This window comes from Amycolatopsis sp. NPDC005232 (assembly GCF_040607795.1).
Classification (GTDB): Bacteria; Actinomycetota; Actinomycetes; order Mycobacteriales; family Pseudonocardiaceae; genus Amycolatopsis.
The window spans coordinates 139,176-165,330 of sequence record NZ_JBEXHL010000001.1; the positions used below are offsets into that span (position 1 = coordinate 139,176).

The window sequence follows — 26,155 nt, forward strand, 5'->3', positions numbered from 1 at the left end:
ACCGGGCAGCCGTGGGACCGGTCACAAACACGTTTGAAAACCGGGCGTTCTGCCCACACGCGGGCGCGAGTGCGCGCGGACACCCAAAAACACGGAATAGCCGGCGCGCCGGATGGGCTGAACCAAAGGAGCGGAGTCCCTGTCAGCGGGATCACAAGTGTTCATCGGCTTCATCAGGTTCACAAGTTTGTGAAGCAGAGGTAGCGTCAGGATCATGACCACCACCAGGTGGACGCCCCGGCCGCCGCTTTTCCACCGGGACCCGCAGCGTCACCACGAGGACCACGAGCTCGGCGGACACGCCGCCTGGTACCTCGTCGCCGGCGGCGTCACCACGGGCCTGCAGGCCGTGCTCTTCCTGGTCTTGCGCCCCGAGCTCGGCTCGCAGTGGGCGAACCTGGTGGCCATCGCGCTCACCACGGTCGGCAACACCGAGTTCCACCGCCGCGTCACGTTCGCCGGGCGCGCGAGCAAGGCCGGCCAGCGCCACCTGCAGGACTTCCTCACGTTCGTCTTCTACGCCGGGTACGGCTCGATCGTCCTGGCCACCCTCGACGCGGTGGTCAGCCACCCGACGGCGTGGGACGAAACGGCCAGCCTGCTGGCCGCCAGCTTCATCGGCGGGGTCGTGCGGTTCGCCGTGCTGCGGTGGTGGGTCTTCGCCCACGCCAAGCCCGAAGCGCCCGCCGCGGACCACGACTAACGTCCGGGCAGTGTCGGAAGAGAAGCTCGACCCGCCCCACGGCGAACCACCCAGCATCGGCCCCCACAGCGGTGGCACCGAACCGGACTACCGGTTCACCCTCGCCAACGAGCGGACGTTCCTCGCGTGGCTGCGCACGGCCCTGGGCCTGATCGCCGGCGGTGTCGCGGTCCACCAGCTGGTGCCGAGGCCCGTTGCGATGAGCTCCGTGCTCGCCGGGCTGTGCGTGGTCCTCGCGGCGATACTCGCGGCCGGTGCTTACCCGCGCTGGCGGCGCGTGCAGATCGCCATGCGCGCCGGGCAGCCGCTGGCCCGCAGCTCGATGATCCTGGTGCTCACCGTGGGTGTGTTCCTGCTGATGGCGGCCGCCGTGGTGCTGGTGATCGTGTCGTGAGCCGGCCCTTCGCGAACGGCGCCCAGCCCGAACGCACCGGCCTCGCGTGGCGCCGCACCGCGCTGTCGGCCGCCGCGTGCGCGGTGCTGCTGCTGGGTGCCGCGGTGCGCAACGAAGGCGCGTGGGACATCGTCCCGGCGGCGTTCGCAGCCCTCACCGCGCTGGCGCTCGCGGGGGTCGGCCGGCACCGGGAGCGATCACTCCGCACCGACCCCGAGCCGCCCGCACTGAAACCCGTTCTACCCGCGGTGGTGGCCACCCTCTGTTGTGCAACGGCGCTGTCACTCTTGGTGACGTACTGAGTGGACAGTCCGCACATCCTGCGAGCAGCGAATCGTACTGTGCGTTGACTGGTCTCGATTTTATCAAGACCACTGCTGCTAACGGGGTATTCGTAGTTGAAATCTGGACTGTCGGCCCGCGAGCCGCATAGGGTTACGGAGCGTCGCAACGGGAGCGGCAACTACCTGATCATCCGGAGTAGCTGCGACCGCAACATCACAGAGTGTTGACCCCAAGACCAGCGACGGTCGCAGGGTCGCCGGGGAGACGACCATGACAGCACCGTCGAAGACGTCCCATACCGAAGCAGCCGCCGACGAAGCCGACGTGCCAGGCTACGTCACGCCGGAAACGCTGCCGAGGCCCGCGGGCCGCCTGACGAAGGAAGACCTCGACCCGCTCGTGATCGCCGCCGGCCGGGGAGACCAGCGCGCGATCACCGAGCTGCTCCACGTGCTGCGGCCTGTGGTGGCCCGCTACTGCCGGGCGCGCATGGGCGGGCGCGACCTGTCCTACCTCTCGGCCGACGACGTGGCCCAGGACGTGAGCATGGCCGTCCTCAAGGCCCTGCCCGACTACCAGGACCGCGGCGGCTCGTTCCTGTACCTCGTGCACGCCATCGCGGCCAACAAGGTCGCCGACGCCTACCGCGCCGTCGCGCGGGACCGGTCCGAGCCGGTGCCCGAGCTGCCGGAGCGGCCCCTGTCGGGAACCGGCAACGAGCCCGAGTCGTATGCGCTGCGGCTCGACCTCGGTTCCCGCCTGCAGGAGATGCTCACCCGCCTCGCTCCGCTGCAGCAGGAGATCCTGACCCTGCGCATCATCGTGGGCCTGAGCGCCAACGAGACCGCCGAGACGCTCGGCATCTCCGCCGGCAACGTCCGCGTCACCCAGCACCGCGCGCTCACGAAGCTGCGCGACATGGTGCAGGGCGAAGACTTCTGACGCGTCAACCGAGTCCGTACACGCGTTTCGCCGTGTACTCGAAGACGTCGAGCCGTTCCGGGTCCGTCAGCGGGCCTGTGAGGGACATGGCCGCGTCGAGCACGACCTCGTAGGCCGCCGCCAGCTCGCACACCGGCCAGTCGGTGCCGAACAGCACGCGGTCGGCGCCGAACGAGGTGAAGACGTGGTCGGCGTAGCGGCGCAGGTGGCCCACTTGCCACTGCTGCCAGTCGGCCTCCGTGACGAGCCCGGAGAGCTTGCACGCCACGTTGTCCCGCGCGCCGAGCGACGCGATCCCGTCGGCCCACGGCTGCCACTCCCGCGCCCCGATGGCCGGCTTCGCCGCGTGGTCGAGCACGAGCCGCAGCTCCGGCAGCTGCTCGGCCACCTTCCGCGCCGCCGCGACCTGCGCGGGCGCCACCAGCAGGTCGTACACCAGCCCCGCCGCCCCGACGGCCGCCAGGCCATGCAGCACGTCCGGGCGCAACAGCCACTCCGGGTCGTCCTCGTTCTCGACCTGGTGGCGGATGCCCACGAGCGGGCCCAGCTCCTTCAGCCGCGCCAGCCGGTCGGCGACGTCGGGCGCCGTCAGGTCCACCCAGCCCACCACGCCGGCGATCACCGGCTCGGTCGCCGCGGTGGTCAGGAACTCCTCGGTCTCACCCTGGTCGGGCAGCGTCTGCACCAGCACGGTGGCGTGCACCCCGGCCGCGTGCGTCACCGTGCGTAGATCGTCCACTGTGTACGGACGCCGGATCGGGTCCATCTCCGCGCCGGCGAGCCACGGGTAGTCGCGGCGGGTCGGGTCCCACAGGTGGTGGTGGGCGTCGATCACTGCGGTCCTCCAGACGTCACGGGCCGGCCGACGGCGTCCGCGCGCAGCAGGCCGGCGTCGACGAGGTCGGTCCACAGTACGGCGGGCACGACCTTGGCCGCGCGGCGCGCGTTCACCGCCACCTGCCCGGCGTCGTGCGCGCCGACGACCACCGACACCACGGCCGGGTGCGAAGCCGGCAGCGCGAGCGCGGCCTCGGGCAGTTCGACGCCGTGGCGGGCGCAGATCTCCGCGATCCGGCGTGCCTTCTCGACGAGTTCCGCCGGCGCGGCCGCGTAGTCGTAGATCGCGCCCGGTTCCGCAGTGGCGAGGATGCCCGCGTTGAACACGCCGCCCGCGACCACGCCGACGCCGCGTTCGAGGCACAGCGGCAGCAAGTCGTCGAGCGCCGGCTGGTTGAGCAGGGTGTAACGCCCGGCCATGAGCACGTGGTCGAGGTCGAAGCGGCGGACGAACTCGGTGAGCATCGGCGTCTGGTTCATCCCGGCGCCGACCGCGCCGATCACGCCCTGCTCCCGCAGCTCCAGCAACGCGGGAAACGCGCCGCTCACCGCTTCGGCGAAGTGGTCGTCCGGGTCGTGCACGTACACGATGTCGACGCGGTCGAGGCCGAGCCGGTCGAGGCTCGACTCCAGCGACCGCGACACGCCGTCACGGCTGAAGTCCCAGCGCCGCCGGTAGGTGGCCGGCACGTCGAAGCCCTGGTCGTCGCGCTCGCCCGGAGCCGCGGCGTGGGGTTCGAGCACCCGGCCGACCTTGGTGGAGAGCACGTACTCGTCTCGCGGGTACGCGGCGAGCGCCGCGCCGAGGCGCCGTTCGGAGAGCCCGAGCCCGTAGTGCGGGGCGGTGTCGAAGTAGCGGATGCCCTCGTCCCACGCACGCCGCACGGCCGCGGTCGCCGTGTCGTCGTCGATCGCCTGGTAGAGGTTGCCGAGCTGCGCGCCACCGAGCCCGAGCGGGGAGAGCTTCACGTTCACTCCTTCACCGGAAGTTCCCAGACGAGCCCCAGGGCCGTCGAAGTATCGGACCGGTCGTCGTCCGTGTCGAGCAGCCGGTTGATGCGGATCTGCCACTCGATGTCGGCGGGATCGTCGGCGAGCGCGGCCTTCATGGCGTCGAAGTCGTCGACCTCCACGAAGTGGAACAGGTCGAGTCCGCTGCGCCAGATCCGCCACGTGCGCACGCCGGCGCGCCGCAGCGCCGCGTCGAGCTCGGGCGGGATCACGGCGTGCACGGACTCGTACGCGGCTTCCTGCCCGGGCTTGAGCCGGGTGCGCAGAGCGACTCTTTCAGGGGCCGAGCCGTGGGTCATGAACCCTCCTGACGAGTTACGTGGCACTCTGTGTTCAGAACACCGAAACATCCGAGGTCTCTTGAGGGAGGGCGGTCTCGATGCCCGTCACCGATGTCGCGATCGACAAGATCAAGGACATGATCATCTCCGGGGAGCTCGCGCCGGGCGACCGGCTGCCCAAGGAAGCCGAGCTCGCCCAGCGGCTGGGGCTCTCGCGCAGCTCCCTGCGCGAGGCTGTGAAGGCGTTGTGCCTGATCAGGGTGCTCGACGTGCGCCAGGGCGACGGCACGTACGTGACCAGTCTCGAGCCGAACTTGCTGCTCGACGCCATGACGTTCGTGGTCGACTTCCACCGCGACGACACCGTGCTCGACTTCCTGGCCGTGCGCCGGATCCTCGAGCCGGCCGCCACGGCGCTGGCCGCGCTGCACATGAGCGAGGACGACATCACCGAGCTCGGCGCGCTGCTCGACGAGCTGGCCGACGCGCCGACGGTGGAGGCGCTCGTGGCCAACGACCTGCAGTTCCACCGCAAGATCGCCGATGGCTCGGGCAACCCCGTGCTCTGCTCGCTGCTCGACAGCCTGTCGGGGCCCACGGCGCGGGCGCGGATCTGGCGCGGCCTCACGCAGGAGGGCGCGGTCGCCCGCACGCGTGAGCAGCACACCGCCATCTACGAGGCCATCGCCGCCCGTGAGCCGGAGGTGGCCCGGTCGTGGGCGACCGTGCACGTCGCGGGGGTCGAGCAGTGGCTGCGCAGCACGCTCACGCAGACCGGTACGGACGCCGACAGCCCGGCCGACGACAGCCCCGAAGCCGCCGCCTCCTGAGCGTCGCCGAGGCTCTGTGAGGGGCCCCTCGAGGGACGCTGAATCCCTGAAGGGGCCCTTCAGGGAACGGCGAGAAGGTCGGATGATCACGGCCCAGGCGCCGATCAGGTCTGCGGCTTTCCGCCGGCGTAGCGGCTGATGATCAGGGCGATCAGGATGATGCCGCCGTAGATCGCCTTCAGCCATTCCGCCGGCACCTGCGCGATGCGCAGCAGGCTGTCCACCGACTGCAGGAGCAGCACCCCGGTCACGGCGCCGACGAGCGTGCCCTTGCCGCCGTCGAGCGAGACACCGCCGATCACCGCCGCGGCGAAGACCTGCAGGATCAGGCCGTCACCCTGGTCGGCGCCGAGCGCGCCGACGTAGCCGGTGTAGGCGAGGCCGCCGATCGCGGCCAGCACACCCGCGACGATGAACACCGCCCACGAGATCCGGTCCACCCGGATGCCCGCCGCGCGCGCCGCCTCGCGGTTGCCGCCGATCGCATACAGCGAGCGGCCGACGCGGTGGTAGCGCAGGCCGAGCCCGAACAGCAGGAACAGCACCGCCGCGAGCCACACCGACATCGGCAGCCCGGCGAACGTCGTGGTCGCCAGCGCCGTGAACGCGTCGAGCTGGTCGAACAGCGTCTTGCCGTTGGTGGAGCCGATCTGCGTGCCGCGCAGCACCGTGAGCATCGCCAGCGTGACGATGAACGCGTTGAGCTTGAGCTTCACGATCAGGAAGCCGTTCACGAACCCGATCAGCGCGCCCACCACGGGGATCGCGAGCAGGCCCAGCGCGGCCGGCCAGCCCGTGCCGAAGCCCGAGGACGTCGCCGGGATCACCAGCATCGCGCCGATCGCGGGCGCGATTCCCATCGTCGATTCCAGCGACAGGTCGAACTTGCCCGTCAGGAGCACCAGGGACTCGCCCAGCACCACCAGCGACAGCGCGGCGGCGGCCGAGAGAATGCTGATCACGTTGTCGAATGTGAAAAACGAGTCGCTGATCAGCCCGCCGATCACGAACACGACCACGAGCGCCGGCAGCAGCGCCAGCTCGCGCAGCCACAGCGACTTCCGCCGTTTCGGGGGCGCCGCGGGCAGCGCCGTCTGCGGATCGCTCATCAGCTCAGTCATGGAGCCCGACTCCTTCGATGTCGGCCACGAGGTCTCCGTCGGACCAGCCGGCCTGGTGTTCGGCGACGACGGCACCGGCGCGCAGCACCAGCACCCGGTCGGCCAGGCGCAGGTCGTCGAGCTCGTCGCTCACGATCAGCACCGCCTTGCCTTCGGCCCGCACCCGGTCGACGACCGCGAGCAGGGCCTCCTTCGACTTCACGTCCACACCCGCGGTGGGGTTGATCAGCACGACCACGCGCGGGTCGCTCTCCAGCGCCCGGGCCAGCACGACCTTCTGCTGGTTGCCGCCCGACAGGTCCGCCACCGGCTGTTCCGGCCCGGCCGCGACGATGTCGTACGCGGCCAGGGCTCGGGCCCCGCGGTCGTGACGCGCCTTGGGCGACGCGAACCCGGCCGGGCCCATGCGGTCGAGCACGGACAGCGTGGCGTTGTCCATGATCGAGTGCTCCAGCACGAGCCCCTCGTGGTGGCGGTCGCGCGGCACGCAGCCGATCCCGGCGTGCACCGCGGCCGGGATGTCGCCCGGGGGCAACGGTTTCCCGTCTACCGCCACGGTTCCCGCCGAAGGCAAGCGCAGCCCGTAGACGGTCTCGGCCACCTGGTGCTTGCCGCTCGCGTTGCTGCCGGCCAGCCCCACGACCTCGCCGCGGTGCACCCGCAGCGACACGTCGTGGAAGCCGTCGCCGGACAGCGCGTCGACGGTGAGCACCTCGGCGGCGTCCACGGCCAGCGGGTCGCGGCTCGCCGCGTCGCGCACGGACAGCCCACCCTGCTCGCCGGTCATGGCGTCGACCAGCTGTGGCCGGCTGACGTCGGAGACCGGGGCGGTGAGCACGTGCTTCGCGTCGCGCAGCACCGTGACGGCCTGGCACACCTCGTACACCTCGTGCAGGTGGTGGGAGATGAACAGGAACGTCACGCCGCTGCGCTGCATCTGGCGCATGCGCTCAAAGAGCCGCTCGATGGCCTGGCTGTCGAGCTGGGCCGTCGGCTCGTCGAGCACGATGAACCGCGCGCCGTAGCTCAGCGCGCGGGCGATCTCCACGAACTGGCGGTCCTCCACCGAAAGCTCGCCCGCGGGCGTGTCCACGTCCACGCGGACGTCCCACGAGTCGAGCAGCTCCCGCGCCTGCCGGCGCAGCTTGCGCCAGCCGATGGCGAAGCCGCCGCGCGCCTGCCGGTTGAGGAAGAGGTTCTCGGCCACCGTCAGCTGGGGCACCACCATGGCGTGCTGGTACACGCACGCCACGTGGGCCTTCCAGTCGTCCTGTTTGGACAGCGGCGGCGCGGGTACGCCGCCGAACTCGACGCTGCCGGTGTCCGGAAGGGACAGTCCGGTGAGGATCGACACGAGCGTGGACTTGCCCGCCCCGTTGCGACCGACCAGCGCGTGTGACTCGCCGGCGTGCACGGTGAGGCTCACGTCGTGCAGGGCCACGGTGGGCCCGTAGCGCTTGCCGACGCCGTGGGCACTCACCACCGGCGCGGCCGTCTCGGGGGCGGGCGCGCTCACAGGTTGTTACCCCACAACGCCTTGTCGTCCACGTTGTCCTTCGTCACGACCGGGGCCGGCAGCTGGTCCTCGAGGATGCCGGGGCTGATCTCGACGATCTGCGACCCGTGGTCGGTCGGGCCGGGCTGGAACTTCTCCCCCGCCATGGCCTTCTTGAGCCAGTACATGCCGTACTTGGCGTAGGCGTCGGCCGGCTGCGACACGGTGGCGTCGAGCTCGCCCGCGCGGATCGCCGCGAGCTCCTGCGGGATGCCGTCGTTGCTCACCAGCACCACGTGGCGCGGGTCGCTCGTCGGGAAGAACATGTTCTTGCGCTTGAGCGCCTGCTCGGTCGGCGCGAGGTACGTACCGCCGGCCTGCATGTAGACGCCCTTGATGTCGGGGTTCGCGGTGAGCAGGCTGTCAAGGCCGGAAGACGCCTTGTCGGCTTTCCACTCCGCCGCGATCTCCAGCACCTTGATGTCCGGGTACTTCTGCTTCATGCAGTCGCGGAACGCCGCCGAGCGGTCGCGGCCGTTGACCGAGGCGAGATCACCCATCACCTGCACGACCTTGCCGCTCTTCACGCGCTTGCCGATCTCCTCGCACGCCTTGGTGCCATACGCCTTGTTGTCGGCGCGCACGACCATGGCGACCTTGCCGCCCTCCGGCGCCACGTCGACCGCGACCACCGGCACGCCCTTGTTCTCGGCCTGCTTCAGCCCGGCCACGATCGCGGCGGAGTCGATCGGTGTCACGACCAGGCCCTTCACGCCCTGGTTGAGCAGCGTGCCGATGTCGGTGATGAGCTTCGCCGCGTCGTTGTCGGCGTTCACCGTCGGCAACGCGTCGAGGCCGGTCTCCTTGGCCATCTGCGGCACGTAGTTGTTGTAGGCCTGCCAGAACGGCGAGGTCAGCAGCGGCAGCGTGGCCCCGATCTTCCCGCCGGTGTCGCCACCGCCGCCCGCCGCGGCCGCCGGTTTGTCCTTCGTGGACCCGCACGCGGTCAGGACCAAACCACACGCGGCCGCCGCGGCAGCCAGCCGGATCACCTTCGTACGCACCGCATCCTCCTTGATGACATGCAAACGGGCACTAGTTCTGCACAGGTCCCCGCGGGCGCAGGCCGTGCATGCCGCCGTCGACCGCGAGCGCGGTGCCGGTAGTCGACGCGGACAGCGGGCTGGCGAGGTAGGTGATGGCGCTCGCGACCTCGTCGGCGGTCACGAGCCGGCCCATCGGCTGGCGAGCGGCCAGGGCCGCGCGTTCGGCGGCCGGGTCCGCGGCCGCGTCGAGCAGGCGCCCGACCCACGGCGTGTCCGCGGTGCCAGGGCACACGCAGTTCACGCGGATGCGGTCAGGCAGGTGGTCGGTGGCCATCGCGAGCGTCAGCGACAGCACCGCGCCCTTCGTCGCGGAGTACAGCGCCCGCTGCGGCAGGCCGGCCCACGCGGCGATGGAGCAGGTGTTGACCACGGCCGCCGAAGGCGAGGCCTTGAGGTGCGGCAGGGCGGCGCGCGTGACCCGGACCATGCCGACCACGTTCACGTCGTACACGCGGTGCCACTCGTCGTCGCTGTTGTCCGAGACGTCGCCGGCTGCGCCGATGCCGGCGTTGTTGACCAGCACGTCGATCCGCCCGAAACGCTCGGCGACGGCGTCGATCGCGGCCTTGACCTCGGCGTCGGCCGTGACGTCGCACCGGAAGCCGGCCAGCGGCTCGGGCACGTCGTCGGTCTTGAGGTCCAGCACGGCCACCCGCGCGCCGCGCTCGGCGAGCAGCGTGGCCGTGGCCAGGCCGATCCCCGAAGCGCCGCCGGTGACCACGGCGACCAGGCCGTCGAACTCGCTCACTGGGCGTCCTCCGTCCACTCTGGACCGTCCGGGAAGCGGAAGCGGCGCAGGGTCGCGTCGTGCATCCGCGCGGAGAACCCGGGTGCGGTCGGGGCCAGGTACCGGCCGTCACGCACGACGGCCGGGTCGGTGAAGTGCTCGTGCAGGTGGTCGACCCACTCGATGGTGCGGTCGGTGTCCTCGCCGGAGACGGCCACGAAGTCGAACATCGACAGGTGCCGCACCAGCTCGCACAGCCCGACGCCGCCGGCGTGCGGGCACACCGGAACGCCGAACTTGGCCGCCAGCAACAGGATCGCGAGGTTTTCGTTCACGCCGCCGACGCGCGCGGCGTCGAGCTGCAGCACGTCGATCGCGCCGGCCTGCAGCAGCTGCTTGAACACCACGCGGTTCTGCACGTGCTCGCCGGTCGCGACCTTGATCGGCGCCAGTGCTTTCGCGATGGCCGCGTGGCCCAGGATGTCGTCGGGCGAGGTCGGTTCTTCGATCCAGTACGGGTCGAACGGCGCGAGCTCCGTCATCCAGGACACGGCCGTGGCCACGTCCCAGCGCTGGTTGGCGTCCACGGCGATGCGGATGTCCGCGCCCACCGTCTCGCGCGCCAGCTTCATGCGGCGCACGTCGTCCTCGAGGTTGCCGCCGACCTTCAGCTTGATCATCTCGAAGCCGTCGGCCACGGCCTGTTCGGCCAGGCGCACCAGCTTCGCGTCGGAGTAGCCGAGCCAGCCGGGCGACGTGCTGTAGGCGCGGTAGCCCTCGGCTTCGAGCTTCGCGATCCGCTCCTCGCGGCCGGGTTCGGCGGCGCGCAGGATGTCGAGCGCCTCCTGTTCGGTCAGCGCGTCGGACAGGTACCGGAAGTCCACGAGCGACACCAGCTCTTCCGGCGTCATGCGGGCCGCGAACTTCCACAGGGGCAGGTCGGCCCGGCGCGCGGCGAGGTCCCACGCGGCGTTCACGACCGCGCCGATCGCCATGTGCGCCACGCCCTTTTCCGGGCCCAGCCAACGGAACTGCGAGTCGCCGATCAGGTCGCGCGAGAGCCGGCCGAGCGCGTTGGCGTCCTCCGGCACTTCGCGGCCGACGACGTGTGGCGCGAGCGCGCGGATCGCGGCGGCCTGCACGTCGTTGCCGCGGCCGATGGTGAAGGCGAGCCCGTAGCCGTCGGGGCCGAGGTCGGTGTGGAGCTCGACGTAGGCGGCCGAGTAGTCGGGGTCGGGGTTCATGGCGTCCGAGCCGTCAAGCTCCCGGGACGTCGGGAACCGGACGTCGAGCACCTCCATGCCGATGATCTTCGCCATGTCAGGCCTGCCTCAGGGTCTGGCGCTGGCGGCCGAGGCCGTCGATCTCCAGCTCGACGACATCGCCCTCGCGCAGGTACGGCTTCGGCTCCGGCTGCCCGAGCGCGACGCCCTCGGGGGTACCGGTGTTGATCAGGTCGCCGGGGCGCAGCACCATGAACTGGCTCAGGTAGTGGATGATCTCGGCGACGGTGAAGACCATGTCCTTCGTCGAGGAGTCCTGTACCTTTTTGCCGTTGACCCACGTGCGCAGCCCGAGGTCCTGCGGGTCGGGCACCTCGTCGGCGGTCACGAGCACCGGGCCGAGCGGGTTGAACGTCTCGCAGTTCTTGCCCTTGTCCCACTGCCCGCCGCGGTGCAGCTGGAACTCGCGCTCGGAGACGTCGTTGGACACGACGTAGCCGGCCACGTACTGCAGGGCCTCCTCGACGCTGTCGAGATAGCGGGCCTGCTTGCCGATCACGACGCCGAGCTCGACTTCCCAGTCGGTGCTGGTCGAGCGGCGCGGGATGAGCACGTCGTCGTGCGGGCCGACGATCACGTCGGGGGCCTTCATGAACAGCACCGGTTCCGTCGGCACGGCGGCGCCGGTTTCCTCGGCGTGCCGGCGGTAGTTCATGCCGATGCAGAGAACCTTGCCGGGCGAGGCCAGCGGCGGGCCGACACGCAGGCTCGCGGTTTCCGGGCCGGCGGCGGGCAGCTCGCCGGCTTCGAGCGCGGCGGCGACGCGGGCGAGGCCGTCGGCCGCGAGGAACGCGCCGTCGACGTCGGCCGTGAGGCCGGAGAGGTCGTACAGGGTGCCGTCTCCGGCACGCACGAACGGTCGCTCTTCTCCCGCGGCTCCGAGACGCACAAGCTGCACGGACGTTCCCCTCTCACCACAGCCACATCAAGACATCCGATGTATAGCGCATGGGCGGCGTGGGATCCAGAGGTCTGGAGGATTTGGTGTCAAAATTGATCGGATCTCCCTGGTGGAGACCTATCGCCGATGGTCCCTCCGCCCGAGTGTGGGTTCCCGCCCGTTTTTCCTTGTCACACCGTGTCTTCGGTACCGATTCGGCCGAACCCGTTGAAAACCGCGGCGGGTCGTGAATTGATGGCCCCCGACTCTTCGACCGATGAACGAGGTGCGGATGCCCAAGCGGATCGTGATCTGCTGCGACGGCACATGGGACTCGGCGGACATGGCGGACGTGGTCGACGGCCACACCCCGGCACCGACCAACGTCACGCAGCTCGCACTCGCCGTGGCGCCGGTCGACGAAGCAGGGACCGAACAACGGGCCTTCTACCAGTCTGGCGTCGGCACCAAACGGCAGAAGCTGCTCGGCGGCGCGTTCGGCGTGGGGCTCTCGCGCAACGTCCAAGAGGCCTACCGCTTCCTGGTCCGGACCTACGAACCCGGCGACGAGATCTTCTTCCTGGGCTTCAGCCGCGGTGCGTACACGGCGCGCAGCACGGCCGGGCTCATCCGCAACTGCGGCCTGCTGCGCCGCGAACACGAGCACCGGGTGAAGCAGGCGTACGGGCTCTACCGTGACCGTTCCGACAAGACGCACCCGCGGTCCACCGAGATGGCCCTGTTCCGCAAGACCTACGCGCACGAACCGCGGATCCGCTTCATCGGCGTGTGGGACACGGTCGGCGCGCTCGGCGTGCCGCTGACCGGGTTCTGGCCGTTCGACGTCTTCAACCGCCGGTTCCAGTTCCACGACACGGCACTGAGCTCGACCGTCGACGCCGCCTACCAGGCGCTGGCGATCGACGAGCACCGCAAGCCGTTCACACCGTCGGTGTGGGCGCCTCCCACCGAGGGCGTGACGCGCCACGTGGAACAGGTGTGGTTCGCCGGTTGCCACGGCGACGTCGGCGGTGGCGGACGGACCCAGCACGGCCTCGCCGACGTCACCTTGCGCTGGCTCGCCGACCGAGCGCGGTCGTGCGGCCTGGCGCTGGAACCCGGCCTCGCCACCGAACCCGACGCCCTGGGGCCGATCCACCCGTCCCGCACGGGCTTCTACCGCCTGCTGCCCTCCATGACGCGCGGAATCGGCACCACGGACCCGAAACACGAGTACGTCGCCTCCAGCTCCGTCACCCGCCACAAGCGCGCTACGGACTACGCGCCGCCGAACCTGGTGGGGTACCTGGCGCTGGACGGGCCGGTCATCCAGGTGGAGGTCTGAGCCTCACCCGGGTGCCGGCCCAGGCGGGAGCCGGTAGACCAGCTGCGGGAGCAGCCGGCCCGGAATGGATCCCGAGAGTACGGAGCCGATCCGGACCGCGCCCATCTTCCGGTAGAAGTCCTCGGCGAACGGGTCGGAGCCGATGATGAGCCGCTGAAAGTCCAGCGTGCGGGCCGTGTCCACCGCGTGCTGCCACAACCGGCGGCCGACGCCGGTACCGATGTGGTCAGGCTCGACGAAGAGGCAGGCGAGCTCACCTTCGGGTGCCTGACCGGCCAGGGTGTAGAACCCGACCACGTGCTCGCCGATCTGCGCCACGGTCGCTTTCCCCGCGACCAGGTCGTCGGGTCGGAGGGTCAGCTCGGTTCGGCATGTCTCCAGGAACGCCTCGTCGTAGCCCCAGTGGGCCTTCGACCGCAGCGTGAGCGCGCTGAGGTCGGCGGCTTCATGGCGCTGAGCGGCGCGAAGCAGCATGCCTTTCACTGTGCCTCCGGTGCCACTGGCGATCAAGCCATCACCCGATCTCGGCGAGGTTGCCCGACTTCAGGTCCTCGTCACGCACCTTCATGCGCCCGTCCACCAAGCGCTGCAACGCATCCCCGTCGTCCCACTGGTTCACGTTCATCGCGGCGTGCACCTCGCCCTCGGCGCCGACCCAGAACGCCGTGAAGTCGCGCGCCGCGAGGTCGCCGCGGACGACGAGTCGGTCGCGGTCGAGGTCGGCGAGGCCGCGGTACTCCATGCCGAGGTCGTACTGGTCGGAGAAGAAGTACGGCGAATCCAGGTAGGGCTCGTTCTCCCCCAACAGGTTCCCGGCCACGTGGGCGCCGTGTGTGCGCGCGGTCGCCCAGTGCTCGACGCGCACGCGGTGGCCGTAGCGGGGGTGGAAGTGCGACGCGATGTCGCCGACGGCGTAGACGTCCGGGGCGGCCGTGCGCAGGCCCGCGTCGACCGCAACGCCGCCGTCGTCCGAGAGTTCGAGGCCCGCCGTGTGGGCGAGTTCCACGCGCGGGGCGGCGCCGACGGCCACGAGGACCACGTCGGCGAGCAGCTCCTCACCGCTTTGCAGCCGCACGCCGCGCACGCCGCTCGGGTCGCCCGTGACCTCCGCGACGTGCTCGCCCAGACGCCAGTGCACGCCGTGTTCTTCGTGCAGGGACCGGAAAACCCCGGCCACCTCGGCGCCGAGGACCTTCCCGAGCGGCAGGCGCCCGGGCGCCACCACGGTCACGTCCGCGTCGTGCGAACGCGCGGCCGCCGCGGCCTCGGTGCCGATCCAGCCGGCGCCGATGACCACCACGCGCCGGGCGTCGACGAACGCCGTGCGCAGGCTGAGCGAGTCGTCCAGCGTGCGCAGCGTGTAGAGGCCCGGGAAGTTGCCGCCGGGCGCGGTCAGTGGACGCGGACGGGAACCCGTCGCGAGCACTAGGCGGTCGAAGAGGTGCTCGCCGCCGGCGTCGTCGAGCACGAGGCGCGCGCCGAGCTCCAGGCGGGTGGCGGTGAGTCCGGAGGTGAGCCGGATGGCGTGGGCGTCGTAGAACCCGGCCTCGTGCACCCAATCGGGTTCGTCAGTGGTGCCCAGCAGCACGCCCTTCGACAGCGGCGGCAGCTCGTAGGGCCGGTGCGGGTCCGAACCCATCAGCAGCACGTCGCCGCCGAAGCCCTTCTCCCGCAGGGCGGCGGCAGCCGAGGCCCCCGCGAGACCGGCCCCGACGATCACGATCTTGCGCGGCTGCGCCATCCCGGACATCCCGACCTCCCGCGTCCCCACCACCTGCCGCGTGGACGCTACTCCCGTTGCGCGGACGGCACATCCCAGGCGAACCCGCCACGACAACCCGTCGGTAGGCAATTCGGGTGAACCCGCGTAAGAGCCGCGTGAGGCGCTCGTCCCACCCCCGCACGAAGCACGACCGCAACGCGGAATCGGGAGGGCGAGAGCCGTGACAGACCGGGACGAGTGGTCGATCGGCTGCCGGGATCTGGCGGGCAGGCGCAGGGACGTGACGGTGTTCGTGAGCAGCGACGACAAGATCGTGCTCGTGGCGCCGCCAGGCGAAGCGGCCGTGCTCGGGCCCCTCGACGTCGGACGGCTGAGGGCCGCGCTGCGCGACGCCGTGGTGGCCGTGGCGCAGCACCCGGAGTGACTGTGTTTTCTGCCTCGGCTGTATTTTCTGCCTCGGCTCCGCCGAGGCGGGCGAGATCGCCTTTGAGCCGGCTTCCGGATGGGGCGGTCGGATCGGCCGGGGGCCGATCGCACCGCCCCATCCGGAAGCCGGCGCGATCTCGCTGGTGGGTCGGCCGGAGGGGATGGGTGGGTAGCAGGGCCGTGGTGGGTAGAGGGGGTGGGTGGCTCTGGGCGTGACGCGGTGCACGTCCGGGTCGCCCGGTCGGGTGGTCGGCAGCGCCGTGACCTGGGCGTTCGCCGCGAGGGGACCGTTCGCGACGGCGGGAATCGGAAACTGTCGGGGGTGCCGCGCATCATGGAGGACGTGGCAGCAGACGTCCTCGACCTCTTCTCCCCCGCGACCCGCACGTGGTTCGAGGGGGCGTTCGCCGCGCCGACCGCGGCGCAGGTAGGGGCCTGGCGGGCCGCGCACGCCGGGCAGCACGCCCTGGTGGTGGCGCCCACCGGGTCCGGCAAGACGCTGTCCGCGTTCCTGTGGGCGCTCGACCGGCTGTCGGTGGAACCACCGCCGGCGGAGCCGCGCAAGCGCTGCCGGATCCTCTACGTCTCGCCGCTGAAGGCGCTCGCGGTCGACGTGCAGCGCAACCTGCGCGCACCGCTCGCGGGGATCTCGCAGGCGTCACGGCGGCTGGGGCTGCCGGTGCCGGAGATCGAGGTCGGCATGCGCACCGGCGACACCACGGCTGCCGAGCGCCGGTCGTTCGGCAAGACTCCGCCTGATGTGCTGGTGACCACGCCGGAGTCGCTGTTCCTCATCCTCACGTCGTCGGCGCGGGAGTCGCTGGCGGGTGTGGAGACGGTGATCGTCGACGAGGTCCACGCCGTGGCGGGCGGCAAACGGGGCGCGCACCTGGCGGTGTCGCTGGAGCGGCTCGACGCGCTGCTGCCGAAGCCCGCGCAGCGGATCGGGCTGTCGGCCACCGTGCGGCCGGTGGACGAGGTGAGCTCCTTCCTCGCCGGCGGGCGGCCGGTCACGGTGGTACAGCCGAAGCTCGCGAAGACCATCGAGGTCCGCGTCGAGGTGCCGGTGGAGGACATGGCGAACCTCGACGGGCCGGCGCCGTCGCCGATGGAGCGGCTGGAGAACTTCACGTCGTTGTCGCAGCTGCCTTCCGAGGGCGGCATCGGCACGCAGGAGGAGATCGCGGGCGCCGAGGTGAAGCGGCCGTCGATCTGGCCCGCGGTCGAGGAACGGGTGCTGGAGCTGATCCAGGCGCACCGGTCGACGATCGTGTTCGCCAACTCGCGGCGGCTCACCGAACGGCTCACGGCGCGGCTCAATGAGCTGGCGGCCGAACAGACCGAGCTGCGGGCCGGCGACGCGTTCCCCGCCGAGGCGATCGGGCAGTCCGGGCTCACCACCGGTCCGGCGCCGACGATCGCGCGGGCGCACCACGGGTCGATGTCGCGGGAGCAGCGCACCCACGTGGAAGAGGAGCTCAAGTCCGGGCGGCTGCCGTGCGTGGTGGCGACGTCGTCGCTGGAGCTGGGCATCGACATGGGTGCGGTCGACCTCGTGGTGCAGATCGAGGCGCCGCCCACGGTCGCGTCGGGGCTGCAGCGGGTCGGGCGCGCCGGGCACCAGGTGGGGGCCGTGTCGTCCGGGGTGATGTTCCCGAAGTTCCGCGGCGACCTCGTGTCGTGCGCGGTGGTCGCCGAGCGGATGGCCGCGGGGGCGATCGAGGCCGTGCGGTACCCGCGCAACCCGCTCGACGTGCTGGCGCAGCACGTGGTGGCAATGGTGGCGCTCGAATCGTGGACGGTGCCGGAGATCGCGGCGCTGGTGCGGCGGGCGGCGCCGTTCTCCGCGTTGCCCGACGACGCGTTGCACGCGGTGCTCGACATGCTGGCCGGGCGGTACCCGAGCGAGGAGTTCGGCGAGCTGCGGGCGCGGATCACGTGGGACCGCGTGACCGGTGAGCTGCACGGGCGGCCGGGTTCGCAGCGGCTGGCGGTCACGTCGGGCGGCACGATCCCCGACCGCGGGCTGTTCACTGTGATGACGCCGGGAGCCGACGACAAACCCGGCTCGCGTGTCGGCGAGTTCGACGAGGAGATGGTGTACGAGTCGCGCGTCGGCGACACCATCCTGCTGGGCACGTCGTCGTGGCGGATCACGGACATCACCCACGACCGCGTGATCGTGGTGCCGGCGCCGGGCGAGCCCGCGCGGATGCCGTTCTGGAAGGGCGACGCGGCCGGGCGGCCGCTGGAGCTGGGGCGGGCGCTGGGCGCGTTCGTGCGGGAGCTGTCCACTTCGGACAGCGAGGCGGCGCGGGGCCGGGCCGCGGCGGCCGGGCTCGACCAACGGGCTTGCGACAACCTGCTGGCGTACCTGGAAGAGCAGAAATCGGCGACGCGACACGTGCCGAACGACCGGACAATCCTGCTGGAGCGCTACCGCGACGAGCTGGGCGACTGGCGGATCGTGGTGCACTCGCCGTTCGGGGCGCAGGTCAACGCGCCGTGGGCGCTGGCGATCGCCGCGCGGCTGCGGGAGAACCGGGGTGTCGACGCGCAGGTGGCGCACTCCGACGACGGCATCGTGCTGCGGCTGCCCGACGCGCTCGACGCCGAGGGCGGCGAGGTCACCATCGGCGCCGACGACGTGCTGCTGGACCCGGAGGAGGTCGAGCAGCTGATCGTGGCGGAGGTCGGCGGGTCGGCGGTGTTCGCCGCCCGGTTCCGCGAGTGCGCGGCCCGGTCCCTGCTGCTGCCGCGGCGCGATCCGCGGCGGCGGACCCCGTTGTGGCAGCAGCGGCAGCGAGCTTCGCAGCTGCTGTCGGTGGCGGCGAAGTACGAGCGGTTCCCCGTGGTGCTGGAGGCGATGCGGGAGGTCCTGCAGGACGTCTACGACGTGGGCGGGCTGCGGGAGCTGATGGCCGACGTCCGGGCGCGGCGGGTGCGGCTGGTGGAGGTGGAGACGCCGGCGGCGTCGCCGTTCGCACGGAGCCTGCTGTTCGGTTACGTCGGGATGTTCCTCTACGAGACCGACGCGCCGCTGGCCGAGCGGCGGGCGGCCGCGTTGTCGCTGGATTCCGGGTTGCTGGCCGAACTGCTCGGCACGGAGGCGATCCGCGAGCTGCTGGATCCCGATGCCGTGCGCGAGGTGGAGCGGTCGCTGCAGCGGCTCGATCCCGATCGGCATGCGCGTTCGGCCGAGGACGCGGCCGACCTGTTGCGGTTCCTGGGTGATCTGTCCATTGCGGAGGCTCTGGAACGAGGGATCCAGCCCGAGTGGCTGGAGGAACTGGAAGCCGCGCGGCGGGCGATCCGAGTGCGGATCGCCGGCGAGGAACGGTATCTGGCGATCGAGGACGCCGGGCGGGTGCGCGACGCGCTCGGGGTCGCGCTGCCGGTGGGGGTGCCCGAGGCGTTCACGGAACCGGTGGAGGATCCGCTGGGCGACCTGCTCGGGCGGTACGCGCGGATCCGCGCACCGTTCCCGGCTTCGGCGGCGGCCGCGCGGTTCGGGCTCGGTTCGGCCGTGGTCACGGGCGTGCTGGAGCGGATGACCGGGCAGGGGCGGCTGGTCCGGGGTGAGCTGAGCCCCGTCGGGCACCCGGACACCCACGGCGTGGGGCTCGAATACTGCGACGCGGCAGTGCTGCGGCGGCTGCGGCGAGCGTCTCTGGCAAAGCTGCGGGCGGAAGTCGAGCCGGTGGAGCCCGCGGCACTGGGCCGGTTCCTGCCGTCGTGGCACGGGATCGGCGCGCGGATGCGCTCGGCGCCGACGGCTGACGACGTGCTGTCGGTGGTCGAGCAGCTGGCAGGTGCGCCGTTGCCGGCCAGCGCCGTGGAGTCGCTGATCCTGCCGAGCCGGCTGCCGGGCTACTCCCCCGCGCTGCTCGACGAGCTCACCACGGCCGGCGAGGTCACGTGGGCGGGCTGCGGCGCGCTGTCCGGCGGGGACGGGTGGCTGGCGCTGGCACCGACGGACGTGGCCGACCTGCTGCTGCCGGAGGTCGAGGAGAACGCGCCGTCGAGCCCGGTCCACGAGGCTCTGGTGTCCACTTTGGAGGGTGGTGCACTGTTCTTCCGGCAGTTGGTGGACCGGGTTTCGCCACAGCTGGAGTCGCCGCCGAACGACGGCGACATCGCCGGTGCGCTGTGGGACCTCGTGTGGGCCGGGCTGGTTACGGGCGACACGCTGGCGCCGCTGCGCGCGCAGGTCGCGGGCCACGGCGCGCACAAACCGCGGCGGCAGGCTCCGCGCGGCCGGTATGCGCGGCTGCGGGCGGGGCGCCCGGCGATGCCGTCGCGCACGGGACCGCCGACGGTCGCGGGCCGCTGGGCTCTCACGCCGGCGCGGGAGACCGATCCGACGCGCCGGGCCCACGCGCGCACCGAGGCGTTCCTCGAACGGCACGGCGTGCTCACGCGCGGTGCGCTCGACACCGAACGGGTCACAGGCGGGTTTTCGGGGATCTACAAGGTGTTGCGCGGCATGGAGGACTCGGGCCAGGTCGTGCGCGGGTACGTGGTGGAGGGCCTCGGCGCGGCGCAGTTCGCGGCGAAGGGTGCGGTCGACCGGTTGCGTGCCCTGTCCGGTCCTGCGCCCGGCACGGACGGCTGGTCCGGTTCCCCGGCCCGGGCCGGCAGCGACCGCGCGGTGGTGCTGGCCGCCGCCGACCCCGCCCAGCCCTACGGCGCGGCCCTGCCCTGGCCGGCCGCCACAGGCGACACGAAACACCGCCCGGCGCGCAAGGCGGGCGCCCTCGCGGTCCTCGTCGACGGCGTCCCCGCCCTCTACGTCGAACGCGGCGGCCGATCCCTGCTCAGCTTCACCGAGGACCGCGCCCCTCTCCAAGCCGCGGCGGCGGGCCTCTCCACCGCCGTCCGCGAGGGCTGGCTGGGCCAGCTGGCCGTCCAACGCGCCGACGGCGAACAAGCCCTCACCTCGGAACTCGCCGACATCCTCCGCGAGGCCGGTTTCCGGGCGACACCGAAGGGGCTGCGGTTGCGCGCCTGAGTGCCGTGGGTCCGGACGGACGCCAAAGCCGCGGCAATGCCTGGCAGCCGCAGGCAAGAAGCCGCGACGCCGAAGGCCTGCCGGTGCGCAGTTGTGCTCCACGGGCAACGGCGAAGCCGAAGGCCCCGCTCAGCCTGACCGCCGCATGCGTCGGCCGGCCCCACGGAGGCTGTGGCCGGCCGGCCGCGTGGCGCGGGCTCTGGCCGGCGCCGAGGCGGCACCCGGCGGCGGACGTATCGCCGCGAGCGGCGGAAGGCGTCGAAGGGCTCGTGCTGCGGGGCTGACCAGCGCGGGTGCCGGGTGGGGCGGACCCGGTGGTCATTACACTTCGTCCGGATACCCGGCGGGAAGAAGGACGTTCGATCATGGCGATGCGCGCTCTGCGCTACTTCGGGGACCCGGTGCTCAAGACGGTCTGCGATCCCGTGACGACTTTCGACAAGAAGGTCGAGGCGCTGGTCACGGATCTCATGGACTCGGTGAAGCCCGACGGGCGCGCGGGGTTGGCGGCGCCGCAGATCGGGGTGGGGCTGAGGGTCTTCAGTTACGACGTGGGCGGCCTGACGGGTTACGTGATCAACCCCGAGATCGTCTCGTTGTCGGAGGAGAAGCACGAGATCGACGAGGGCTGCCTGTCGGTGCCGGAACTGTGGTTTCCGACCGTGCGGGCCAAGCACGCGGTGGTGCGGGGCGTCGACCTGCGCAACGAGCCGATCGAGGTCGAGGGGGTCGACGTGCTGGCCCAGTGTCTGCAGCACGAGACCGACCACCTGGACGGCATGCTCTACCTGGACCGCCTGACGCCCGAGCGCAAGAAGCAGGCGCTCAAGCAGGCGCGGGGCAAGGACTGGTTCTGGAACCGCTGAGCACCATCTGCGAAGTGTTCGCGGAAACGTTTTCCACGAACGGCACCACCGGGATTTTTTCACGCTCTTGAATATCGCAAGCGGAATATTCCGCTGAAATGAGAGAAAGGGCAGTGCCGGGGCGGTGCTGATGGCGGCACCCGCGATGGCCGCGCCGCGGGCCGGGGTCTGGCCGACGCCGCGAACAGTGGCCGACTCCAGGCCACCGAACACCTGCTCAGCGCGTTGCCGAGGTCAGTCGATCAAGCCGGAAAAGGCAGCGCGCTGCTGGTCAGTTTCCAGAGCCGGGCCCGGATGAACGGCGTGTTCGGGATCGCGGAAAACGCGAGCGTCGTGGAAATGGCGGAATTCGCCGCGCAAATGCCGCGGTACGGGGTGCCGTGGGTGTTGCGGACCAGGGGTGCCGCGACGCCGGAATTCACGGAGCTCGCGGAAAGCCACGGGCGCACGGTGCAGGATCAGCGTGCGCTTGCAGTTCTCGAGAAGAACACCCCACCATTCGACACAACCCCGCCCGGTGCGACAGTACGGCGCGTCGACGGGGCTCACGCGCAGACGTTCCTCGACGTTTCCGTCGCGGCCACGGGCGTGCTGGCCGACAGTGTGCGCGATCTGCTCAGCGCCGCCGTGCTCGATCTGCCCGCGGCGTCGCCGTATGTGGTCGAGGTGGGCGGTGAGGTCGTGGCCGTCGGGCTCGGGCTGAGGGGCGCGGACCTGGTCGCGCCGTACTTCCTGTTCACGCTGCCCGCACACGCCGGCCGCGGATACGACACGCTGGTGACCGCCCGAATCCTGCACGACGCGTTCGACAATGGCGCACGAGGCGGGCTGCTGGCGATCGACCCGACCAACGAGCAGCTCGCCCGGACACTCGGCTTCCGCACCGTGGACACCTGGACCACCGCCCACGCTTGATCACGCGGAGAAGCGGGTTCAGCCGAAGAACGCCCGAACCCGCTTCTCCCGCCCGGCAACCTCACCCGCACCAATCCGGATCGCCCGCCGCCATCAGTGCTCGACCGCCTTCTGCGCCAATGCGGCGAGCGTCGCGTCGTCGACGAAGGAGCCGTCCCAGACGGCGGTCGCGCGCGTGATCAGGCCGCGCGCGTCGAGCTCGAGCCCGGTGACGCCGTGGGGCACGGGGCCGCGAGAGGTCCACTCGTACCCGCCGCCGAACGCGCCGCCCAGGGTGTGGCGCACGGCCGAGCCCGGGCCGGCGTACGGCAGCAGGTCGCGCGCCGAGGTCAGGAACCGTGTGATCGCGGCCGGGCCCACGAGATACACGTGCGCCGCGACGTCCTCGAACACCGCGTCCTCCGCGAAGAACTGCCGCGGCGACGCGCCGGTGGCCAGCGCGCCGGCGAGGCCGTCGACCACGCGGCGCATCACGGGGGCGGCCGTCTCGCCGACGGTCCCCTCCTTGAAATCCGCCGGAAACGGCTCGCGCTTGCCGCGCACGTAGTCGATGCCGACGTGGCGCCCGTCCCAGTAGTCGACCCAGCGCGCGATCTTGCCGCCCTGCAGGTTGACCACGCCGGTGGCGCGGATCTCGCCGGGCGCGAACAGGCCGGGGGTGTTGGAGAAAAAGACGATCGCGCTGCGGTCGTCGCCAAGGATGCGCGTGGCGTAGGACTTCCCGTCGGCGGGCCACTTCGGCATGTTCTTCGCGAAGAGATCGTGCAGCGACTGCCACGACGGCCAGATCTCGCCGGTCACGGCGTCGAGGTAGTTCATCTGCGCGCGGTTGATCTGCGCCATGGTCGCTTCTGGTTGTTTCCCGGTTTTGGCCAGGAAGTATGCGCTGAGCACCCGCGAGACGCCGGGCGTCGCGTGGGAGGTGTCGACGACCGTGCCGATGCCGGGAACCTGCCGCACACCCCCACCCGAGCCATACCCCCGAGAAGCCGCGCCCGCGGTCCCCGCCGGCAGCACCGTCGCGACAGCCGCCGCGGCCCCGGTGATCGCGGCACCCTTCAGCAACGCCCGGCGACCCAGATTCCGCTCGTTCACCACTACCTCCTCGTGGGCCGCCAACACGGCCATCTCATTCACTTATCTGCATCGAGTTTACGAAAAGTGGACGAGTTGTCGAGGCGCGCCCGGGAACCATCGCCGTACACAAGGGCAGACCACGGCCCGCCGAGGCGGCTCACCCCACCGGGTCCGGCACCGGACCGGCCGTATAGTCCAGAACGTGGCAGCCCGGGAACCCGAAGACGACCGGCAGGGCATCCAGTCGGTCGAGATCGCGATGACGGTCGTGCGCGCCCTCGAGCAGGGCCCGGGTCCCATGAGCCTCAAGCAGGTCGCCGAGGCGAGCGGGATGGCGCCGAGCAAGGTGCACCGCTACCTGGTCAGCCTGTCGCGAGAAGGCCTGGTCGCGCAGTCGCCGAACTCCGGCCGCTACGACCTCGGCCCCGCACTGCGCCGCCTCGGCATGGAAGCGCTGCGGCGCATGGACGAGGTCGAGGTCGTCTCCGAGCACCTGCCGGGCCTGCGCGACCGCACCGGCCACTCCGTGAACCTCGCCGTGTGGGGCGACCACGGGCCGGTCATCGTCGGCTGGCACTACGGCGCCCACGTGCTGCCGATCACCGTGCGGGTCGGCGCGATCCTGCCGCTGCTGACCACGTCGGTCGGCCGCGTTTTCCTCGCCCACCTGCCGGAGACGATCACCGCCCCCGTCCTGCGCGGCGACTTCGACCCCGGCGCGGCACCCGAAGTCCCTTCGCCGGCCCAGCTCACGCGCGTCATCCGCGACGTCCGCCGCTCCGGCGCCGCGGTGACCACAGACGCCATGATCCCCGGCGTCACCACGGTCGCCGCCCCTGTGTTCTCCGAGGCCACGCCGCTGCCGCTGGCCGTCGCCCTCGCGATGCCCGTCGGCCACGCGAGCCCGGAGCAGGTCGCGAGCGCCACCGAGGAACTGCTGCGCACGACCACCGCCGCGTCGGCAGAGCTCGGCGGACGCGGCCCCGCCGCCGGCTGACCCCAGCCCGAATCCTCAGCCACACCACCCAAAAGCACGCCGGTCGTCGCCCGCGCGCGCCCACCCCTGGACACCGTCATCCACTTTTCGTAAACTCGCTCCACATAAGTGAACGAGCCGAAGGAGACTCCAGTGTCCACGCGCATCGTCGCGCCCCAGCCTGAACGCGCCGCGTCACGCGGCCTCACCGACCTCCGCCCGGACCGGGAGTGGTTCCGCTGGTCGGGGCGCCATCCCGTCGGCGCCTTGCTGGTCACCGCGTTCGTCGCGACGCAGATGGCCACGACGGCCGGCTACTTCATGCCGGCCATCGGCCTGCCGGAGCTGCCGTGGCCGTTGCACAACGGGCACGTCGCCGCGCCGGCAACCCCCGAGGGCACGGCCGCGTCGTACTTCGCCGGGCAGTTCATGCACTACTTCAACGGGATCGCGTTCGTGTTCGTCTTCGCGCTGCTCGCGTACCCGAAGCTGCCCTTCCGCGCCACGAACACCGGAAACCTGTTGAAAGCGCTCACCTTCTGCACGATCCTCGCCCTCGTCGCCGCGGGCCTGCTCGCGCCGCTGATCTACCGGCCGGGCACCGGGCTCGGGTTCTTCTCGTTCGGGCACGGCTGGAAGTTCCCGTTCGCGATCCTCGTGTGGCACCTGTTCTTCGGCGTCCACATCGCCGCGCTGCACAACCCCGTGCGCGTCAGGCAGATCCAGCTCGAAGACGCGCGGCGCGAACAGGCCTGATCCGGAAAGGACCTCCACTGTGGACGGCAAGATCGCCCTCGAAGAACACTTCGCCACCGAGGACACGCTCGGCGACTCCGAGCCCTACGCTCCCCCCGCGCTGTGGCCCACGCTGCGCGCCCGCCTGCTCGACCTCGACGGCCAGCGGCTGCGGCTGATGGACGCCCACGGCATCGAGCTGATGCTGTTGTCGCTCAACTCGCCTGCCGTGCAAGGGATCCCCGACGCGGTGAAGGCCGCCGAGCTCGCCCGGCGCGCCAACGACACCCTCGCCGAGCACGTCGCTGCGCGGCCCGACCGGTTCCGCGGGTTCGCCGCGCTGCCGCTGCAGGACCCGGACCTCGCGACGGACGAGCTGCGCCGCGCGGTCACTGAGCTCGGGTTCGTCGGCGCGCTCGTGAACAGCTTCACCGAGCTCGACGACGCCGGCACCGTCACCTACTACGACACCCCCGAGTACCTGCCGTTCTGGGCCGAGGTCGAACGCCTCGGCGTGCCGTTCTACCTGCACCCGCGCAACCCGCTGCCGCAGGACGCTCGCGTGTACGCCGGCCACGAGTGGCTGCTCGGCCCGGCCTGGGCGTTCGGCCAGCAGACGGCGGTGCACGCGCTGCGCCTGGCCGCGTCGGGGTTGTTCGACCGCCACCCCGGTGTCACCATCATTCTCGGTCATCTCGGCGAAGGTCTGCCCTACTCCCTTTGGCGGATCGACCACCACAACAAATGGACCAATGCCTCGCTCCCGTATCCCGCCGCACGGCCGATGACCGAATACTTCACCGAGCACTTCTACGTGACGACGTCCGGCAATTTCCGCACCCAGTCCTTGCTCGCCGCGATGTCGGAACTGAGCGCCGATCGCGTGCTCTTCTCCACCGACTGGCCGTTCGAAAACGTCGACCACGCGGCCGGCTGGTTCGACTCCGCACCCCTGAACGAACCCGACCGTCGCAAGATCGGCAGGGACAACGCACGAGCCCTGTTCCGGCTCCCCTAATGCAAGGCGACAGTTAACTCAAGGCAAGATCACGGTTTAACTCGGACAATCCACGAGTGTGACTTGTTTCGTCCGAGCCCCGTTCCCCGATCGTTCACCCGGCACCGGTTCGAGATTAATTTACCGTCCCTAAGTTCCTGACGCACGTTTCACGACGAAAGCAAAGGG

The 26,155-nt window shown here is 71.1% G+C and carries 25 protein-coding genes; 13 read left to right on the forward strand and 12 right to left on the reverse strand.

Translation table 11 applies throughout. The features are described from left to right. Positions 1–214 precede the first annotated feature (214 nt). The 4 genes from ABZU76_RS00660 (at position 215) to shbA (ending at position 2,324) form a co-directional block, all read left to right on the forward strand. Entirely contained in the window at positions 215–703 is a 489-nt protein-coding gene (locus ABZU76_RS00660; protein WP_354863699.1) for a GtrA family protein, read from the forward strand. A gap of 55 nt (positions 704–758) precedes the next feature. Next, positions 759–1,097 carry a DUF202 domain-containing protein gene (locus ABZU76_RS00665; RefSeq protein ID WP_354864712.1) on the forward strand — a complete coding sequence of 113 codons (339 nt, stop codon included), beginning with the start codon at positions 759–761 and terminating at the stop codon, positions 1,095–1,097. Next, the gene (locus ABZU76_RS00670) at positions 1,094–1,399 is read left to right on the forward strand and encodes a DUF202 domain-containing protein (protein WP_220237707.1); all 306 of its coding nucleotides are present in this window, start codon (positions 1,094–1,096) and stop codon (positions 1,397–1,399) included. Before ABZU76_RS00665 ends, ABZU76_RS00670 begins: the two co-directional genes overlap by 4 nt. Before the next feature lie 253 nt (positions 1,400–1,652). Further along, entirely contained in the window at positions 1,653–2,324 is a 672-nt protein-coding gene (shbA, locus tag ABZU76_RS00675) for an RNA polymerase sigma factor ShbA (RefSeq protein WP_354863701.1), read from the forward strand. A 4-nt stretch (positions 2,325–2,328) separates the two neighbouring features. Here the strand turns inward: shbA and ABZU76_RS00680 are convergent, their stop codons facing one another. From ABZU76_RS00680 to ABZU76_RS00690, 3 genes are read right to left on the reverse strand one after another with little or no spacing between them, the layout of a single operon-like run. Then, positions 2,329–3,159 carry an amidohydrolase family protein gene (locus ABZU76_RS00680; RefSeq protein WP_354863703.1) on the reverse strand — a complete coding sequence of 277 codons (831 nt, stop codon included), beginning with the start codon at positions 3,157–3,159 and terminating at the stop codon, positions 2,329–2,331. Further along, positions 3,156–4,136 carry an aldo/keto reductase gene (locus ABZU76_RS00685; protein ID WP_354863705.1) on the reverse strand — a complete coding sequence of 327 codons (981 nt, stop codon included), beginning with the start codon at positions 4,134–4,136 and terminating at the stop codon, positions 3,156–3,158. The genes ABZU76_RS00680 and ABZU76_RS00685 overlap by 4 nt, the downstream gene beginning before the upstream one ends. Then, entirely contained in the window at positions 4,133–4,471 is a 339-nt protein-coding gene (locus tag ABZU76_RS00690) for an L-rhamnose mutarotase (protein ID WP_354863707.1), read from the reverse strand. Before ABZU76_RS00690 ends, ABZU76_RS00685 begins: the two co-directional genes overlap by 4 nt. Positions 4,472–4,551: 80 nt before the next feature. On the opposite strand from ABZU76_RS00690, the gene ABZU76_RS00695 reads away from it, so the two are divergent. Then, positions 4,552–5,283, forward strand: a complete 732-nt coding sequence (locus ABZU76_RS00695; RefSeq protein ID WP_354863709.1) for a FadR/GntR family transcriptional regulator — start codon at positions 4,552–4,554, stop codon at positions 5,281–5,283. A 104-nt stretch (positions 5,284–5,387) separates the two neighbouring features. On the opposite strand, the gene ABZU76_RS00700 is transcribed toward ABZU76_RS00695, so the two are convergent. From ABZU76_RS00700 to ABZU76_RS00725, 6 genes are read right to left on the reverse strand one after another with little or no spacing between them, the layout of a single operon-like run. Then, on the reverse strand, positions 5,388–6,404 hold the full coding sequence (locus tag ABZU76_RS00700; protein ID WP_354863711.1) for an ABC transporter permease: 1,017 nt from the start codon (positions 6,402–6,404) through the stop codon (positions 5,388–5,390). Next, positions 6,397–7,920, reverse strand: coding sequence for a sugar ABC transporter ATP-binding protein (locus ABZU76_RS00705; RefSeq protein ID WP_354863713.1), 1,524 nt, complete (start codon positions 7,918–7,920; stop codon positions 6,397–6,399). The genes ABZU76_RS00700 and ABZU76_RS00705 overlap by 8 nt, the downstream gene beginning before the upstream one ends. Further along, positions 7,917–8,951, reverse strand: coding sequence for a sugar ABC transporter substrate-binding protein (locus ABZU76_RS00710; protein WP_354864714.1), 1,035 nt, complete (start codon positions 8,949–8,951; stop codon positions 7,917–7,919). Before ABZU76_RS00710 ends, ABZU76_RS00705 begins: the two co-directional genes overlap by 4 nt. A gap of 43 nt (positions 8,952–8,994) precedes the next feature. Then, complete coding sequence (locus ABZU76_RS00715) at positions 8,995–9,753, reverse strand: SDR family oxidoreductase (RefSeq protein ID WP_354863715.1); 759 nt, start codon at positions 9,751–9,753, stop codon at positions 8,995–8,997. Beyond that, positions 9,750–11,051, reverse strand: coding sequence for an enolase C-terminal domain-like protein (locus tag ABZU76_RS00720; protein ID WP_354863716.1), 1,302 nt, complete (start codon positions 11,049–11,051; stop codon positions 9,750–9,752). The genes ABZU76_RS00715 and ABZU76_RS00720 overlap by 4 nt, the downstream gene beginning before the upstream one ends. A gap of 1 nt (position 11,052) precedes the next feature. Then, on the reverse strand, positions 11,053–11,913 hold the full coding sequence (locus tag ABZU76_RS00725) for a fumarylacetoacetate hydrolase family protein (RefSeq protein ID WP_354863718.1): 861 nt from the start codon (positions 11,911–11,913) through the stop codon (positions 11,053–11,055). Between the two features lie 259 nt (positions 11,914–12,172). On the opposite strand from ABZU76_RS00725, the gene ABZU76_RS00730 reads away from it, so the two are divergent. Continuing rightward, positions 12,173–13,240, forward strand: a complete 1,068-nt coding sequence (locus ABZU76_RS00730; RefSeq protein WP_354863720.1) for a DUF2235 domain-containing protein — start codon at positions 12,173–12,175, stop codon at positions 13,238–13,240. Between the two features lie 3 nt (positions 13,241–13,243). Here ABZU76_RS00730 and ABZU76_RS00735 read toward each other — a convergent pair whose 3' ends face one another. Together ABZU76_RS00735 and ABZU76_RS00740 are read right to left on the reverse strand one after the other, a co-directional pair. Next, positions 13,244–13,714 (reverse strand): GNAT family N-acetyltransferase, encoded by a 471-nt coding sequence (locus tag ABZU76_RS00735; RefSeq protein WP_354863722.1) that lies wholly within the window; start codon positions 13,712–13,714, stop codon positions 13,244–13,246. Between the two features lie 40 nt (positions 13,715–13,754). Beyond that, positions 13,755–14,981, reverse strand: a complete 1,227-nt coding sequence (locus tag ABZU76_RS00740) for an FAD-dependent oxidoreductase (protein WP_354864716.1) — start codon at positions 14,979–14,981, stop codon at positions 13,755–13,757. A gap of 202 nt (positions 14,982–15,183) precedes the next feature. Between ABZU76_RS00740 and ABZU76_RS00745 the strand changes: the two genes are divergently transcribed. The 4 genes from ABZU76_RS00745 to ABZU76_RS00760 all read left to right on the forward strand — a co-directional run bounded on the left by ABZU76_RS00745 (position 15,184) and on the right by ABZU76_RS00760 (position 22,181). After that, entirely contained in the window at positions 15,184–15,387 is a 204-nt protein-coding gene (locus ABZU76_RS00745) for a hypothetical protein (protein WP_220237697.1), read from the forward strand. Between the two features lie 336 nt (positions 15,388–15,723). Next, entirely contained in the window at positions 15,724–20,400 is a 4,677-nt protein-coding gene (locus ABZU76_RS00750) for an ATP-dependent helicase (RefSeq protein ID WP_354864718.1), read from the forward strand. Positions 20,401–20,765: 365 nt separating this feature from the next. Next, complete coding sequence (def, locus tag ABZU76_RS00755; RefSeq protein WP_354863724.1) at positions 20,766–21,266, forward strand: peptide deformylase; 501 nt, start codon at positions 20,766–20,768, stop codon at positions 21,264–21,266. 294 nt (positions 21,267–21,560) lie between these two features. Beyond that, on the forward strand, positions 21,561–22,181 hold the full coding sequence (locus tag ABZU76_RS00760) for a GNAT family N-acetyltransferase (RefSeq protein ID WP_354863726.1): 621 nt from the start codon (positions 21,561–21,563) through the stop codon (positions 22,179–22,181). 93 nt (positions 22,182–22,274) lie between these two features. Here ABZU76_RS00760 and ABZU76_RS00765 read toward each other — a convergent pair whose 3' ends face one another. Then, a complete protein-coding gene (locus ABZU76_RS00765; protein WP_354863728.1) occupies positions 22,275–23,276 on the reverse strand; it encodes a hypothetical protein in 1,002 nt (333 codons plus the stop codon). 184 nt (positions 23,277–23,460) lie between these two features. Between ABZU76_RS00765 and ABZU76_RS00770 the strand changes: the two genes are divergently transcribed. From ABZU76_RS00770 to ABZU76_RS00780, 3 genes are all read left to right on the forward strand, one after another. Then, positions 23,461–24,255 carry an IclR family transcriptional regulator gene (locus tag ABZU76_RS00770; protein ID WP_354863730.1) on the forward strand — a complete coding sequence of 265 codons (795 nt, stop codon included), beginning with the start codon at positions 23,461–23,463 and terminating at the stop codon, positions 24,253–24,255. A gap of 132 nt (positions 24,256–24,387) precedes the next feature. Further along, the gene (locus ABZU76_RS00775; protein WP_354863732.1) at positions 24,388–24,990 is read left to right on the forward strand and encodes a hypothetical protein; all 603 of its coding nucleotides are present in this window, start codon (positions 24,388–24,390) and stop codon (positions 24,988–24,990) included. Between the two features lie 19 nt (positions 24,991–25,009). Next, complete coding sequence (locus ABZU76_RS00780) at positions 25,010–25,987, forward strand: amidohydrolase family protein (RefSeq protein ID WP_354863734.1); 978 nt, start codon at positions 25,010–25,012, stop codon at positions 25,985–25,987. Positions 25,988–26,155: the final 168 nt, after the last annotated feature.